The organism is Cellulomonas phragmiteti (assembly GCF_016862775.1).
GTDB lineage: Bacteria > Actinomycetota > Actinomycetes > Actinomycetales > Cellulomonadaceae > Cellulomonas > Cellulomonas phragmiteti.
This window is the reverse complement of record NZ_BONP01000004.1, coordinates 171,797-185,369: the sequence shown is the minus strand read 5'-3', so window position 1 is coordinate 185,369 and position 13,573 is coordinate 171,797. Positions and strand designations below refer to the sequence as shown.

The following is a 13,573-nucleotide window of genomic DNA, read 5'->3' as shown; positions in this document are numbered from 1 at the left end:
GGGGCCGACGCGCGCCGTCCGGACGACGGGACGGGGGCTGTCCCCCCAGTCCGGGGCCGGATGGTGCGAGGAGCCGTGAACGGCCCTCGTCGGGGCGTCGTCGGTGCCTACGCTCCGGGTGATGCCCCGCCGATCCCCGTCCCCGTTCGCGTCCCTCGTCGCCGGCCTCCAGGTCCGGCAGGACGAGGTGGTGCTCCGTGGCGCGCGCACCCGCCTGCGGGTGTACGGCCACGCGGACGCACCGTGCGTCGTGCTCCTGCACGGCTACCGCGGGGACCACCACGGTCTCGAGCCGATCGTCGCGCACCTCACGGGCCTGCGGGTCGTCGTCCCCGACCTCCCCGGCTTCGGTGGCTCCGGGCCCTTCGCCACCGGTGCGCACGACGTCGCGGCGTACGCGGCCTGGGCGCGGGACCTGCTCACCGCGGTCGCGCCCGAAGGCCGTGCGGTGCTCGCCGGCCACTCGTTCGGGTCGATCGTGGCCGCAGCCGCACTGTCCGGCCACGGCCGGCCCGCCGCGCGCGGCCTGGTCCTGGTGAACCCCGTCGCGAGGTCCGCCCTGGCGGGACGCGACCGGGTGGCGGTGCGCGGGACGGTCCTGCTGCACCACGCCGCCGGCCGGCTGCCGGAGCGCGCGGGCACCTGGCTGCTGCGCCACCCGGCCCTGACCCGTGCGACGAGCGCCCTCATGGTCACCACCTCGGACCGCGCGCTGCGTCGGTGGATCCACGACGAGCACGACCGCCACTTCTCCACCTTCGCCGACCGTCGCACGCTCCTGGGTGCGTTCGACGCGTCGGTGACCGGCGGCGTCGCCGCGTTCGCGTCCCGGGTGACGGCGCCGACCCTGCTCGTCGCGGGCGACCGTGACCGCCTGGCGCCCCCGGCGGACCAGCGGGCCCTGGTGCGCCTGTTCCCCGACGCCCGACTCGTCGTGCTGCCCGGCGTCGGTCACCTGACCCACTACGAGGCACCCGACGCGGTGGCGCGCGCGCTCGCCTCCTTCGTCGCGGGGGTGCAGCCGTGAGGGTGATCGTGGACTGCCGCTACGTGCGGGTGGGACGGCACGACGGCATCAGCCGCTACACCGTCGGACTCGTCACCGGTCTCGCACGGCTGCTGCCCGTGGAGCTGCTCGTCAGCGACGAGCGTCAGGTCGCCCACCTGCCCGACCTGCCGTGGCACCTCGTCAGCGCCCCGACCAGCTGGCGCGAGCCCTTCGTGGCGCGGCAGGTGCGTCGCCTGCGGCCCGACGTCGTGTTCAGCCCGATGCAGACGATGGGGACCTGGGGCCGGGACTACGGCCTCGTGCTGACGCTGCACGACCTCATCTACTACCGGCACCGGACCCCGCCCCGGGACCTCCCCGTCACCATCAGGGCGCTGTGGCGGGTCTTCCACCTCGCGTGGTGGCCCCAGCGGGTCCTGCTGGACCGCGCGGACCACGTCGTCACCGTCTCGCGCACGACGCAGGCGCTCATGGCGCGGCACCGGCTCACCCGACGCCCGGTGACCGTCGTGCCGAACGCTGCCGACCCGGTCCCACCCACGGCGGCGTCGTCACCCCGCGAGCGCAGGCCCGGCGTCCTCGTCTACATGGGGTCGTTCATGCCGTACAAGGACGTGGAGACCCTGGCGCGGGCGGTGGCGCTGCTGCCCGGCCACGTGCTCCACCTCATGAGCCGGATCCCGCCGGCGGACCGCGAGCGCCTCACGGCCCTGGCCGGAGCCGAGCGGCTCGTCGTCCACGACGGTGCGACGGACGAGGAGTACCGGCGGGTCCTGCGGGAGGCCACGGCCCTGGTCTCCGCGTCGCGCGACGAGGGCTTCGGCATCCCGCTCCTCGAGGCGATGGCCCTCGGCACGCCCGTCGTGGTCAGCGACATCCCCGTGTTCCGGGAGGTCGGTGGCGATGCCGGGGTGTACGTGGCGGCGGGTGATGCCGAGGGCTTCGCCGCGGCGCTGCGCGGCCTGGCGGACGACGCGCCGTGGCAGCGGCGCTCGACGGCGGCACGCGCGCAGGCCGACCGCTACGGCTGGGACGCGTCCGCCGAGGTCCTGGCCGGCGTGCTGCGACGGGTGGCGGACGCCCGCCGCTGAGCACGTCTCACGCCTCGGCGCCGCGCCCCAGGTAGCGCACGACGGCCAGCACGCGCCGGTGGTCCGACGCGTCGGGGGCCAGCCCCAGCTTCGCGAAGATCGAGGCGACGTTCTTCTCCACGGCGCCGTACGACAGGTGGACCAGGCGTGCGATGGCGCCGTTGGACCGCCCCGCCGCCATGAGTGCGAGCACCTCGCGCTCGCGCTCGGTGAGACGGTGGAGCCCGTCGTCGGGGCGCTGCGTGCGGGGAACGGACAGCTGCACGGTCATGGACCGATCCTCGTGGAGGGTCTCGGCCGTCCACATCGCCTCCCCGCGGCACCTGCGCGGTACCGCGCCGGTCGTAGGTGGACGACGTGGGCAGCGCACGGGCCGTGTTGACGTTGACACCGTGTGAGGGGGTCGGATGGACGACATGGTGAGCATCGGAGAGCTCGCGCACAGCACGGGCGTGTCCCGTCGGATGCTGCGGCACTGGGAGCAGGTCGGGCTCCTCGAGCCCGCGGCCGTCGACGCCGCCACCGGGTACCGGCGCTACGCGGACAGCCAGGTCGGGCGGGTGAGGACGGTGGCGTCGTTGCGGGCGCTCGGCTTCGGGCTCGAGAAGATCGCCGACCTGCTCGAGCCCGGGCTCACCGAGTCACGCCTGAGGACGCTGCTGCGGGAACGGGAGCAGGAGCTCGCCCGGGCGATCGCGCAGGACTCGGCACGTCTGACCGAGGTGCGGACGCGCCTCGCAGCCCTCGAGCGAGGAAGTGGCACGATCATGAACGGTCTGATGCTCGTCCCCCTCCCCGCGCTGCGGCTGCGGGCCCTCCAGGCCCACGTGCGCGACGAGACCGAGATCCCCCGGGCCGCGAGCCGGCTCCTGACCGCGCTGCGGGCCGGCTGGGGCCCGCAGGACGCGGACGCCGACGTCGTCCTCCTCTACGACGGCACCTCCGACGAGTCCATCGTCGTCACGGCCGGGACCACGGCGGCGACCCCTGCACGCGGGCTGGAGGTCGTCGAGGTCCCGCCGGTCCCGGAGGGCGTGTCCGTGGCGTTCGAGGAGCGTCCCGCGGACGTGGGCGACGCCTGGGTCGCGCTCGACGCGGCGCTGCACGACCGGGGGCTGCGGACGACGGGTGTCTACCGGCAGGTCACCGCACGGGGTGCCGTGACGCTGCAGGCGGGCGTCCGTCCGCTGCACTGACCGGGCCGTCAGTCGTGGCCGGCGCGCTCGTGCGCGCGGTGACCGACCGGCTCGAGCTGGAACGTGCAGTGCTCCGTCGCGAAGTGCTCCCCGAGGCACTCGCCGAGCGCGTCCAGCACCACGCCGGGGCGCCCGCTCTCGATGCAGTCGTCGTCGACGACGACGTGCGCGGACAGCGCGGTCACGCCGCTGGTGATGGTCCACGCGTGCAGGTCGTGGACGTCGACGACGCCGGGGACCTCGCGCACGTGACCGCGCACCTGCTCGAGGTCCAGGCCCTCCGGTGTGGCCTCGAGCAGGACGTCGACGACGTCACGCAGGAGGGACCAGGCCCGCGGGAGGATGAACACCCCGATCGCGAGGGACGCGATGACGTCGGCGCGCACGTACCCGGTGGTGGCGATGACGACGCCGGCGACGATCACGGCGAGGGACCCGACCAGGTCGCCGAGGACCTCGAGGTAGGCGCCGCGCACGTTGAGGCTCTCGCGCCGCGCACCACGCAGGATCAGCAGGCTCGCCAGGTTGGCGAGTGCCCCGACGACCGCGACGGTCAGCATGAGGCCCGTCGCGACCTCCGGCGGGTCGTCCCAGCGCCGCACCGCCTCGACGACGACCCAGATCGCGAGCCCCCCGAGGAGCAGCGCGTTGGCGAGCGCGGCCAGGATCTCGGCGCGCTGCAGCCCGTAGGTGCGGGCGCTCGTCGCCGGACGTGCGGCCAGGGTGCTGGCGACGAGGGCGATCGCCACTCCCGTCGCGTCGGTGAGCATGTGCCCGGCGTCGGCCAGCAGGGCCAGGGAGCCGGAGGCCAGGCCGCCGGCGACCTGGGCACCGACGACGCCGAGGGTGATGACCAGCACCAGCACCAGGCGCTTGCGGTGGCGACCGGTCGACGTGCCGTGCGCGTGGGTGTGCCCGGCGCCCATCACGCCCCCTCTCGCCGGCCGTGCCGGTCGTCGTCGTCCTCGTCGTGGTCGTCGTCGTTCTCGACGAGCTCGCCCTCCCAGGCCTCCCTGCCCTCGTGCACCGCGAACGCCGCGATGACGAACGCCGCGACCGGGTCCAGCCACGCGGCGCCGGTCAGTGCGTGGAGGACGACGCCGGCCAGGGTCGAGATGCTCAGCAGCACGCAGATCCGCGTCTCGGCGGCCTCGGCGAGGATGAGGTTGTCCTGCAGCCGCAGGCCGACGTTCCGCTTCATGACCGCCAGGACGGGCATGACGACGATCGAGGCGGTCAGCAGCCCGATCGCCAGGGGTGAGCTGTCCGGGGACTCACCGCGGACCAGGCTGCGGGTCCCCTCGACCGTCACGTAGGCAGCGAGGACGAAGAACGTGACCGCGACCGCCTTGAGCACCAGGCGCTCCTTGCGCTCGTCCGCCTCGCCGCGGCGCAGCCGTGCCGAGAGGCGCAGCGCGACCAGGACGCCGGCGATCGACTCGATCCCGGAGTCGACCCCGAAGCCGACCACCGAGACCAGACCTGCCAGCAGTCCGGCGGTGATGGCGACGGCGCCCTCGACGACGTTGTACGCGACGGTGAGCTGCGCCAGCCGCAGCCCTCGGCGGGTCAGACGGACGACCTCGACCTCGTCGAGCGCGTCGGTCGCGCTCATGCGGACGCCTGACCGCTGCCGGCCGCGGCGGTGCCGAAGGTCGGGCACAGCGTGACCGCGTCGCCCGTCAGGGCGAGGAGCCGCTCGGCGGCGGCGAGCAGGTCCGTCAGCGCCTCCGGGTGGTTCAGGCTGAACACCGACGCACGTCCCTGCGCGCGCGAGCTCACCAGGCCGCAGTCGCGCAGGCACGCCAGGTGCTTCGACACCGTCGACTGCGCGAGTCCCAGGTGCTCCGTGAGGTCGACCACGCGGTGCTCACCGAGGGCCAGGTGCCGCAGGATCGTCAGCCGCGAGGGGTCGCTGAATCCGTGGAACAGGCACGCGGCGGCCTCGAGCGCGTGCGACTCGTCGATCGTCCGTACATCGTCGTTGCTCTCTGTCATCGCCACACGGCGATGCTAGGCCACGACGGCAGCGCTGACCAGCACCGTCGTGGGCCCTAGAGGAGATGCCCCCACACCGGGCGGACCAGGTCCAGCGTCCGCTCCAGGTCGAACGGTGGAGCGTCGTCCGCGGCGCCGGCCAGAGCGGCAGCCGCCGTGTGGTTCACCAGTGCGGCGCCGACGGCCGTCACGGCGGCGGCCTGCAGGGCGACACGCGCAGGGTCCTCGTCGGGCGCAGCCGATCGCAGGCGGAGTGCGACGAGCTCGTTGATCTCGGCCATGAGCGGCGCGAACCGCTGCCCCTGCCGGGCCTGCAGGGCGGGGGACGACGCGAGCAGGCGCAGCTGCTGGGCGAGCAGGTCGGGGGTGTCCAGGTGCGCGGGGGGCAGCTCGATGAGGCGCAGGGCACCCGCGAGCACCGGGACCGTGGTGTCGGTGAGGTACTCGCGGGCGCGCTGCTGGTCGATCCGCGGCAGCTCCAGGCCGAGGAGGGCGTCCTCCTTGGTGGGGAAGTGGTGGAAGAAGGTCCGCTGGCTGACGCCGACCTCGAGGCAGATGTCGTCGACGGTCAGGCCGTCGAGCCCGCGTTCGGTGGCGAGCCGGACGGCGGCCTGCTCGATACGCAGGGCCGTCGCCCGGCCGCGGGCGTTGCGGGTCACGGGCTGCGACACCAGGTGCCCTCCTTCGCCGGACGTCACTCGTAGCGCAGCGCGGAGATCGGCGTCTGCCGTGCGGCACGTCGGGCTGGCAGGGTACCGGCCAGGAGCGCGACGCCCATGATGAGGACGACGATCGCCACCGCGGTGCCGGGCCGGAAGAGCAGGACGTCCAGGCCGCCCAGGTCGGCGAGCGGCCCCGCGCTCAGCGCGGCGCTCAGCGCGGTCCCGACGGCGACTGCGGCCAGGACCCCGACGACGCCGCCGAGCAGGCCGATGAACCCGGCCTCGAGGCTGAACAGGCCGAAGACGCGCCCGTTGCTCATCCCCAGGGCCTTCATCAGCCCGATCTCCCGGGTGCGCTCCTGCACGCTCATGAGCAGCGTGTTGACGATGCCGAACGCCGCGGCGACCAGCGCGACGACCGCGAAGGCACTGAGGACGCCGGTGATCCCGCTGATCACGGTCGTCAGCAGGCCGAGCTGGTCCTCGACCGTCTGGGCGGTCATCCCGAGGCCGGCCACCTCCTCCTTGACGGCGGCCAGCGCACCCGCGTCGTCGGGGTCGAAGCGGGCGGTGGCCGCCGCGTAGCGGGCGGGGGCGTCGACACCCGCGGCCTGGACCGTGGCGAGCTCGTCGGCCAGGGCGGCGTTCGCGCCCGCTCCCCCACCGAGGAGGCTGGGGTTGGTGAGGCCGACCAGCCTCGCCCGCACCTCGCGGGGCTGCCCGAGGACGTCGGTGAGTCCGAGGTCGACGACGGTGCCCACCGCGGCTGCGGGGTCACCGAGCCCGAGCGCCTGGACGTAGCCGACGGGCAGGACGAGCTGCAGCTCGGCGGCGTCCCGCTCCAGCTGGGCGCCGGCGAGCAGGTCGGCTCGGCCGATCGACGAGGTCGGGTCGATCGAGACGAGGTAGCGGGCCGCGCCGACACCGACGTAGTCGAGCGCGGCGGTCGTGACCGGCTCGACGACGGCGAGGCCGTCGATGCCCTCGAGCTGCTCCAGCCGCGCGTCGGTCAGCGCCGCGGATCCGCCGCCGAGCGGGTTCGCGGACGCCGCCGCGGGGGTCGAGGTCTCGGGGTCGTAGGCCACGGGGTCGCCACCGGCGGCGGCGGTCGGCGGCGCAGCCGTGATGACCAGCACGTCCTGCGCACCCAGGGAGTCGACCTGGCGGGTGACGTAGTCGGTGACCCCGGCGCCCAGCGCCGTCGTCAGGGTGAGCGTGAACGCGCCGACGACCAGCGCGAGGGCGGTCAGGGTGGTGCGCAGCTTGCTGCGGACGGTGTTCGCTGCGGCGGCGCGCAGCAGGTCGGAGGTCCTCACGCTGCGTCCCCCAGCCGGTCGGAGACGATGCGGCCGTCGTGGACGTGGACCTGCCGGCGGCAGCGGGCGGCGAGATCCTCGTCGTGGGTGACCACGACCAGGGTGATCCCGCGCTCACGGTGGAGGGCGAACAGCTCGTCCTCCACCACGGTGCCGGTGGCGCTGTCCAGGTTGCCGGTGGGCTCGTCGGCGAAGATCAGGTCGGGCTCGCCGACCAGTGCGCGCGCGATGACCACCCGCTGCTTCTGCCCTCCGGACAGCGCGGTCGCGCGGTTGCGGGCCTTGTCGGCCATGCCCAGCTGCTCGAGGACCGCCATGCCCCGGCGGTGACGCTCGGGGCGCGCGACTCCGGCGATGGTCAGCGGCAGGACCACGTTCTCGAGCACCGACTGGGCCGGGTTGAGGAAGAACTGCTGGAAGACGAAGCCGAAGCGCTGGTTGCGGGCGGCGTCGAGGCGCCGCCGGTCCAGCGTCGCGACGTCGGCGCCCTCGAGGAGCAGGCTGCCCTGGTCCGGGGCGTCCAGCAGGGCGAGCAGGTGCATGAGCGTGGACTTCCCCGAGCCGCTCTTGCCGACGACGGCGACCGACTCACCGCGGTGGATGTCCAGGGAGACGTCCGTCAGCGCGTGGAAGCGGTCGGCACCGGAGCCGTACCAGCGGGACAGGGAGCGGGCGCGCAGGAGTGGCGGACCCTGCGCGGCGGGAGAGGTTTTCATGCACACACTGTAAATACTCTTGGCAGTCACCGCAATATCGTTCGCCTACCGCCGCGAGGGTCGGCGGCTCGGCCGCACGCCCGCGACAGTCCGGTAGACATGGAGGCCTGGGCTCGCACCGGCAGAGGGCGAGCGGTCGTGGGGGGATCGGGACCGTGGGCAGGCGCAGGGTCGTCCAGCACGACGTCGAAGTCGCCGCGCCCGCACCGGACGTCTGGGACCGGGTCACGGACCCGGCCGGCATCAACCACGAGATGCGACCGTGGCTGACGATGACGATGCCCCGCGCGCTCAGGGGCACGACGCTGCGGGACGTCGAGCTGGGCCGCCCGCTCGGCCGGGCGTGGCTCCGCCTGTTCGGCCTCGTCCCGTTCGACGCCGACCACCTGACCGTCGTCGAGCTGGACCCGGGACGACGGTTCCTCGAGCGGTCGACGATGCTGAGCATGCGACTGTGGGAGCACGAGCGGACGCTCACACCGACCACGCGCGGTACGCAGGTGCGCGACCGGGTGACCCTCGAGCCGCGGCTCCCGGTCCCGGGCTCGGCCGCGCTGATGGCGCGGGTCGTGGACGCGTTCTTCGCGCACCGGCAGCGGCGGCTGCGCACCTACTTCGCCCGACGCTGAGCACGCTCGCCGCCACGCGCGCCTGTCCACGGGACACTGCTGCCGTGCGATCGTTCGAGCAGCCGGCCGCCTCGGTTGCGGCCGACGTGGCCGGCGCCGACGACGAGACCGCCTGGCTGGAGGACCGATGACGACCCGCCCCACCCTGTTCCTCATGGTCGGCCTGCCCGGTACCGGGAAGACCACCGAGGCGCGGCGCATCGAGACCGAGCACGGCGCGCTGCGCCTGTCGAAGGACGAGTGGATCAAGGCGCTCTACGGTCCGGCGAATCCTCCGGCGGCGACCGACGTGGTCGAGGGGCGGTTGATCGGGATCGCGCTGCGCGCCCTGGAGCTCGGTGTCTGCGTGGTGCTCGACTTCGGCCTGTGGAGCCGCGACGAGCGCACGTGCCTGCGGCACGCTGCTCTCGAGCGGGGCGCCGACGTGGCGATCCGTCACCTCGCGCTCGACCTGGCCGAGCAACGACGCCGGATCGATCTGCGCCAGGCGTCCGACCCGCACACGACCTGGCCGATCTCGGACGACGACCTGGCGGCGTGGGCCGCGGCGTTCCAGGCTCCCGTCCCTGGCGAGGTCGATGGCACCGAGGCGCTCGACGACCCGCCCGCGGGGTTCGTGACGTGGGAGACGTGGCGCACCCACCGCTGGCCGCCGTCGCTCGACGCGGGCGCGGACGCGGGCGCGCCGTCGACGGCGCGCGGGCCCTGAGCCCGCCACCACTGCGGCGAGCGGGGAGGATCGCCCCGGTCAGTCGAACGCCACCGCCGTGTCCCGCGGGTACTGGCCGCCGGCGAGCTTCACGAGCTGCGCGTGCGCGTACTCGCAGACGAGCGCGTGGCGGTAGACCATGCGTGGCACGTCGACGTTGGAGTCCATCCACAGGCTCATGCCGGCGAGCTTCCAGTGCCGGAAGTGGTCGTCACCGGTGATGACGGCGAGGATCTCGAGGAACGAGTCGTCGAACCGCATGGAGTGGACCGCGCGGCGGTACTCCTCCGAGCTGAGCGCCAGCGAGAACGGGATGTTCATGAAGCACAGCGCCGTCTGGATGTCGAGGCGGAACAGGCGCCGACGGTGCCGCTCGGCGTCGAGCCGCGGCACGTCCAGCTGACGGAAGTCGAGCGGGTCGCGGGCGACGAGCGGCACGTCGTCGAGCGCGATGAGCACGTCGTACACGTTGACGTCGTGCTCGACGACCGCCTGGTCACCCAGCTCGGACAGCGACTCGGGACGCAGCCGGACGGGCTCCATGTCCACCGGCGTGTTGCGGATGATGAAGTTCACCAGGTTCGTCTCGATGACGAAGTGGCGCAGCAGCAGGTCCACGGCGTCGGGTGACACGCACCGCCGCAGGAACCACACGCACAGGAAGTCCATCGTCCCCAGCGGCATCCACCGGAAGGGGAGCACACGCTTCAGGACGCGGATGAGGGTGACGAGCACCCGCGAGAGCACCATCGCGAACGGGTAGAGCCAACGCCGCGACGGGCGTCGCTGGTCGTCGATGATCTGGCGCACCACCGACCGGTCGAGCGGCACCGAGGGGTCGGCGAAGACCGCCTCCCACATGCTCGGGTCGGAGCGGACGAACTCCGCCACGTCAGCGGTCCAGCTCTTCCAGCTGCAGCGCGTAGAGCCGGGCGACGACCTGCGCGCAGCGCACGATCTCGTCGGCGGTCGCGTCGTCGATCAGGCCGGACGTGAGGATCGCCTCCATGTCGCCGGTGTGCGCGCCGTCGGCCTCCTGGTGGTAGGTCATGAAGTGGACCTGGTTGTCGGCGAGCCCGAGCACCTCCTGGAACCGGGCCGCCCACTGCGCCGCACGACGGGCGCCCAGGCCCTCGATGATGAACATCGCCCCGATCAGACCGGCCGGGTTCGGCCGGCTCGCGTAGGTGAAGAGGTAGCCCGAGAGCGCCTCGGAGCCGACGTTCTTGCGACCGGCCCGCAGCTCCGCCCGCGACCCGCCGAGCGCGACGTAGTCGGCCTCGAGCAGGAAGTGGTCGCGGTGCTCCTCCTCAGCGTGCTTGATCGCCGCGGCGCGCAGCTCGAAGTGGTCGATGTCGAAGTTGGAGGCCGCACGCGCGATCCACAGCGACCCGTCGATCACCTGCTGGCGCAGGTTGAACAGCAGCCGCAGGTAGTCCTCGACCGTGACGGTGCCGTCGTCCAGGCGCTGCAGGACGGGCACCTTGGCGAGGTGGTCCTCGAGCTCGAGCCAGACGTCGCCGAGGCGCTCGAGGAGCGAGGCGCCGGCGGCGGCCGTCGACGGGTCGGTCGAGGTGGCACTGGTCATGACGATGCTCCTTGCGGACGGGACGGGGCGACGACGGTGAGCTGGGCGAACGCGAACGAGAAGCGGCCGGACTCCGGCACGGCGAGCAGCACGGTCTCCCCCGGCTGGAACCGGCCGGTGCGCCACGCCTCCTCGAGGGCGATGAAGATGCTGGCCGAGCCGGTGTTGCCGCGGGTCTCGAGGTTGGAGAACCACCGGTCGGTGTCGAGGGAGGGGATGCGACGGCGCAGCGCGTCGAACGCGACGTCCCGGAAGACGTTGGTGCTGTAGTGGCAGATGACGTGGTCGAGGTGGCGGACGTCGACGAGCCCGATGTCGACCAGCTCCTCGAACTGCGCGATCCCCGCCTGCGCGAGGTCGTCGAGCATGCCGACGTCCTGCCGCAGCACGAACATGCCCGCGGCCTGCGCGTCCGCGAGCGCGACGTCCTGCCACGTGCCGCCGACGTGGGTCGCGTCGCCGCTCATGCCCGCCCGCATGCACACGGCGTGGTCGTGGGCGAGCGACACCTGCCGGATCCAGTCGACGCGCAGCGAGAGCCGCGTCGGGTGCGGCTGGAACTCGACGACCACGGCCCCCGCCCCGTCGGACAGCATCCACCGCAGGAAGTGCGCGTCCATGCCGGCGCGGAACCCGTCGTACCGGCGCTGCCGCAGGCTGCGGCTCGGCAGCTCGGACGCCACGACCGCCCCGCGCGGGTGGTCGCCGAGCCGGACCTTGCTGACCACGGCGTCCAGCGCCGCCATGCTCGAGGCGCAGACCCCCGACGCGGACAGCAGCTGCATCGGGCCGCCGCCGAGACGGCCGTGCACCATGTTGGCGAAGCCGGGCACGAGCACGTCACCGAGGGTCGTCGCGGTCGCCAGCATCCTCAGGTCCGACGGGCGGATGCCCCGGTCGTCGAGCGCCGCGTGGAGCGCCTTGACGGCGAGCTCCTCGTTGAGCTCCGTGGGCTCGCCCTGCTCGTCGAGCGCGTAGTGCCGCTGCCGGATCCCGTTGGACGCCAGGATGCTGCCGCGGATGCGCGCGGTGACGGCGTCGTCCCCGCCGAGCCGCGCCGCGATGCCCTCGTTGTCCACCGCGGGGCCCGGCAGGTAGCGACCGAAGCCCGTGAGGTACGCGCGCGCAGTCGTCATGGGGGGAGCCTAGGTCCGGCACGCCGCCCCGACGGTCAGCCGCAGAGGTGAGAAGTCTGGGCGTCAGCCGGGCGCAGGCGCCGCGCCCAGCTTGCGCGGCATCGCGACCGGAACCACCCGCCCTCGTCGTCGAGCGGGCCGAACAGGGCTGGTCCGGGGAGCGTGCGGAGCCGTAGGGTCGTGCCCTCTGCTTCGCTCCTGGGACCCGGCACCACACGCCGCGACGATGAGACCTCTGCCCGACGTCCACCCGTCCGCCCTGCGTCTCGTCACGGTGGTCGACCGTGACGGCTGCACCTCTCTCCGGTCGCTGGTCGACGCGCGACAGGTGCGGGACCGGTGAGCGCCCGGACCGTGACCCGACCGCCCGGCTCCCCGATCAGCCTGTACGAGCACGCGCTCCGGCTGCACGCGCAGGACCCCGACCGCCCGCTGCCACGTGGTGGCCGACCGTTGCCGGACGGCGAGCGCCACGGCCCGAGGCTGCGGACGTCCGCGGACCCTCGCACCCGCGGTGTCCACGTCGCCGCCGTCCTCGACGCGCACTTCGGACGACCCCGCGCACACGCGAGCGAGCTCGTCGACGCGTTCCACGGCCTCGACGTGCCCCTCCACCCCGACCACCACGTCACAGCGGCGGCGTTGCGGGCCGACCGGGCGCGCGTGCGGCAGACCGGCCGGTGGCTGGTGCGGAACAGCACCAACCGCGACGCCGCCGCGGTCGGCCTCGCCCTCCTGGAGCCGGACGGTCACGAGGAGGACGTCCCGCTGATCCGGACGATCGGGCTGCTGTCGGACCACTTCGGTCCGTTGGCCGCGCACGCGCTCCGCCGCCGCCCTGGTGGCGGTGAGGCGCTGCTGTGGTTGGCGCAGCGGGTCGCCGGCTGGGGCCGGGTCCACGTCGTCGAGGCGCTGTGCGAGCACGGCCCTTCCCCCACCGCCCGGGCGTGGCTGCTGCGCCACGGATGCGACGGCGACGTGCTCAACGGCTACTTCGCCGGTCGCCTCGCCACGACCGCGCACCTGCACGAGGCGATCACCCGCCCGGACGTCGACGACGCGCTCATCGACCACACCGGACGACTCCTGCGCATCATGGCGGGCTGCGCGGGGATGGGCATGACCCTGGAGAGCTACCCACCGGCCCCCGTCGTCCTCGCCGCGCACGTCGCGCACCTGTCGCGGCAGGCTCCGTCCGCGGGCAGGTACGTCGACGCCGCCGTGATCGCCGACCACCTGGCAGGCGAACGGCCGACCAGGGGCGGCGACTGCGCCCCTGACGAACGGCGAGCAGCGCTCGTCAGGGACTACCTCGCCGTGCTCGCACGCCCCGAGTGGCGAGCCGCCGTGCGAGCCGGCCTCGACCCCGACGTGCTCGCCTGGTTCGTCGAGGGTGTCGCAACGCGGAGGGGTCTCGACGTGCTCGGCGACGTCGAGCGGCACGGCGAGGGCTGAGCCGGGCCTTCGTCGTCCGCCTGCTGCTCATCCCGGCCGCCATGGGGTCGAGGCGGCGCTGAACAGCT

The 13,573-nt window shown here is 73.6% G+C and carries 16 protein-coding genes; 6 read left to right on the top strand and 10 right to left on the bottom strand.

Annotated features, from left to right (window positions below; genetic code table 11):
• Window positions 1-121: 121 nt before the first annotated feature.
• Window positions 122-1,027 (top strand): alpha/beta fold hydrolase, encoded by a 906-nt coding sequence (locus Cph01nite_RS05550; protein ID WP_203671953.1) that lies wholly within the window; start codon window positions 122-124, stop codon window positions 1,025-1,027.
• A complete protein-coding gene (locus Cph01nite_RS05545) occupies window positions 1,024-2,100 on the top strand; it encodes a glycosyltransferase family 4 protein (protein WP_203671952.1) in 1,077 nt (358 codons plus the stop codon). Before Cph01nite_RS05550 ends, Cph01nite_RS05545 begins: the two co-directional genes overlap by 4 nt.
• A 7-nt stretch (window positions 2,101-2,107) precedes the next feature.
• On the opposite strand, the gene Cph01nite_RS19040 is transcribed toward Cph01nite_RS05545, so the two are convergent.
• A complete protein-coding gene (locus tag Cph01nite_RS19040) occupies window positions 2,108-2,371 on the bottom strand; it encodes a response regulator transcription factor (RefSeq protein ID WP_373307541.1) in 264 nt (87 codons plus the stop codon).
• A 145-nt stretch (window positions 2,372-2,516) separates the two neighbouring features.
• Here Cph01nite_RS19040 and Cph01nite_RS05535 point away from each other — a divergent pair, with 145 nt between their 5' ends.
• Window positions 2,517-3,296 carry a MerR family transcriptional regulator gene (locus Cph01nite_RS05535; RefSeq protein ID WP_203671948.1) on the top strand — a complete coding sequence of 260 codons (780 nt, stop codon included), beginning with the start codon at window positions 2,517-2,519 and terminating at the stop codon, window positions 3,294-3,296.
• 8 nt (window positions 3,297-3,304) lie between these two features.
• On the opposite strand, the gene Cph01nite_RS05530 is transcribed toward Cph01nite_RS05535, so the two are convergent.
• From Cph01nite_RS05530 to Cph01nite_RS05505, 6 genes are read right to left on the bottom strand one after another with little or no spacing between them, the layout of a single operon-like run.
• The gene (locus Cph01nite_RS05530) at window positions 3,305-4,222 is read right to left on the bottom strand and encodes a cation diffusion facilitator family transporter (protein ID WP_203671946.1); all 918 of its coding nucleotides are present in this window, start codon (window positions 4,220-4,222) and stop codon (window positions 3,305-3,307) included.
• Window positions 4,222-4,911, bottom strand: coding sequence for a cation efflux transmembrane domain-containing protein (locus Cph01nite_RS05525; RefSeq protein WP_203671944.1), 690 nt, complete (start codon window positions 4,909-4,911; stop codon window positions 4,222-4,224). Before Cph01nite_RS05525 ends, Cph01nite_RS05530 begins: the two co-directional genes overlap by 1 nt.
• On the bottom strand, window positions 4,908-5,294 hold the full coding sequence (locus Cph01nite_RS05520) for an ArsR/SmtB family transcription factor (RefSeq protein WP_203671941.1): 387 nt from the start codon (window positions 5,292-5,294) through the stop codon (window positions 4,908-4,910). The genes Cph01nite_RS05525 and Cph01nite_RS05520 overlap by 4 nt, the downstream gene beginning before the upstream one ends.
• Window positions 5,295-5,350: 56 nt before the next feature.
• The gene (locus Cph01nite_RS05515) at window positions 5,351-5,965 is read right to left on the bottom strand and encodes a TetR/AcrR family transcriptional regulator (RefSeq protein ID WP_203671938.1); all 615 of its coding nucleotides are present in this window, start codon (window positions 5,963-5,965) and stop codon (window positions 5,351-5,353) included.
• A 23-nt stretch (window positions 5,966-5,988) separates the two neighbouring features.
• On the bottom strand, window positions 5,989-7,272 hold the full coding sequence (locus Cph01nite_RS05510; protein WP_203671935.1) for an ABC transporter permease: 1,284 nt from the start codon (window positions 7,270-7,272) through the stop codon (window positions 5,989-5,991).
• Entirely contained in the window at window positions 7,269-7,988 is a 720-nt protein-coding gene (locus Cph01nite_RS05505) for an ABC transporter ATP-binding protein (protein ID WP_203671932.1), read from the bottom strand. The genes Cph01nite_RS05510 and Cph01nite_RS05505 overlap by 4 nt, the downstream gene beginning before the upstream one ends.
• A gap of 155 nt (window positions 7,989-8,143) precedes the next feature.
• Here Cph01nite_RS05505 and Cph01nite_RS05500 point away from each other — a divergent pair, with 155 nt between their 5' ends.
• A complete protein-coding gene (locus tag Cph01nite_RS05500) occupies window positions 8,144-8,617 on the top strand; it encodes an Rv1443c family protein (RefSeq protein ID WP_203671929.1) in 474 nt (157 codons plus the stop codon).
• A gap of 127 nt (window positions 8,618-8,744) precedes the next feature.
• Window positions 8,745-9,326 (top strand): P-loop nucleotide/nucleoside kinase family protein, encoded by a 582-nt coding sequence (locus Cph01nite_RS05495; protein WP_203671926.1) that lies wholly within the window; start codon window positions 8,745-8,747, stop codon window positions 9,324-9,326.
• A 39-nt stretch (window positions 9,327-9,365) separates the two neighbouring features.
• On the opposite strand, the gene Cph01nite_RS05490 is transcribed toward Cph01nite_RS05495, so the two are convergent.
• Genes Cph01nite_RS05490 through Cph01nite_RS05480 form a run of 3 tightly spaced genes read right to left on the bottom strand, consistent with a single transcriptional unit; the run spans window position 9,366 to window position 12,050 of the window.
• Window positions 9,366-10,217 carry a DUF6999 family protein gene (locus Cph01nite_RS05490; protein WP_203671924.1) on the bottom strand — a complete coding sequence of 284 codons (852 nt, stop codon included), beginning with the start codon at window positions 10,215-10,217 and terminating at the stop codon, window positions 9,366-9,368.
• A gap of 1 nt (window position 10,218) precedes the next feature.
• Entirely contained in the window at window positions 10,219-10,914 is a 696-nt protein-coding gene (locus Cph01nite_RS05485; RefSeq protein WP_203671923.1) for an iron-containing redox enzyme family protein, read from the bottom strand.
• Window positions 10,911-12,050: a 3-oxoacyl-[acyl-carrier-protein] synthase III C-terminal domain-containing protein gene (locus Cph01nite_RS05480; protein ID WP_203671916.1), complete on the bottom strand. Its 1,140-nt coding sequence runs from the start codon at window positions 12,048-12,050 to the stop codon at window positions 10,911-10,913. The genes Cph01nite_RS05485 and Cph01nite_RS05480 overlap by 4 nt, the downstream gene beginning before the upstream one ends.
• A gap of 339 nt (window positions 12,051-12,389) precedes the next feature.
• On the opposite strand from Cph01nite_RS05480, the gene Cph01nite_RS05475 reads away from it, so the two are divergent.
• A complete protein-coding gene (locus Cph01nite_RS05475; RefSeq protein ID WP_203671913.1) occupies window positions 12,390-13,505 on the top strand; it encodes a hypothetical protein in 1,116 nt (371 codons plus the stop codon).
• The last annotated feature ends 68 nt before the right edge of the window (window positions 13,506-13,573 follow it).

What these genes read in the sequence shown, in the direction of transcription:
- Cph01nite_RS05550 (WP_203671953.1), top strand. Translation starts at nt 122, where the DNA reads ATGCCCCGCCGATCCCCGTCCCCGTTCGCGTCCCTCGTCGCCGGCCTC.
- Cph01nite_RS19040 (WP_373307541.1), bottom strand. Translation starts at nt 2,371, where the DNA reads ATGACCGTGCAGCTGTCCGTTCCCCGCACGCAGCGCCCCGACGACGGG.
- Cph01nite_RS05535 (WP_203671948.1), top strand. Translation starts at nt 2,517, where the DNA reads ATGGTGAGCATCGGAGAGCTCGCGCACAGCACGGGCGTGTCCCGTCGG.
- Cph01nite_RS05530 (WP_203671946.1), bottom strand. Translation starts at nt 4,222, where the DNA reads ATGGGCGCCGGGCACACCCACGCGCACGGCACGTCGACCGGTCGCCAC.
- Cph01nite_RS05525 (WP_203671944.1), bottom strand. Translation starts at nt 4,911, where the DNA reads ATGAGCGCGACCGACGCGCTCGACGAGGTCGAGGTCGTCCGTCTGACC.
- Cph01nite_RS05520 (WP_203671941.1), bottom strand. Translation starts at nt 5,294, where the DNA reads ATGACAGAGAGCAACGACGATGTACGGACGATCGACGAGTCGCACGCG.
- Cph01nite_RS05505 (WP_203671932.1), bottom strand. Translation starts at nt 7,988, where the DNA reads ATGAAAACCTCTCCCGCCGCGCAGGGTCCGCCACTCCTGCGCGCCCGC.
- Cph01nite_RS05495 (WP_203671926.1), top strand. Translation starts at nt 8,745, where the DNA reads ATGACGACCCGCCCCACCCTGTTCCTCATGGTCGGCCTGCCCGGTACC.
- Cph01nite_RS05485 (WP_203671923.1), bottom strand. Translation starts at nt 10,914, where the DNA reads ATGACCAGTGCCACCTCGACCGACCCGTCGACGGCCGCCGCCGGCGCC.
- Cph01nite_RS05480 (WP_203671916.1), bottom strand. Translation starts at nt 12,050, where the DNA reads ATGACGACTGCGCGCGCGTACCTCACGGGCTTCGGTCGCTACCTGCCG.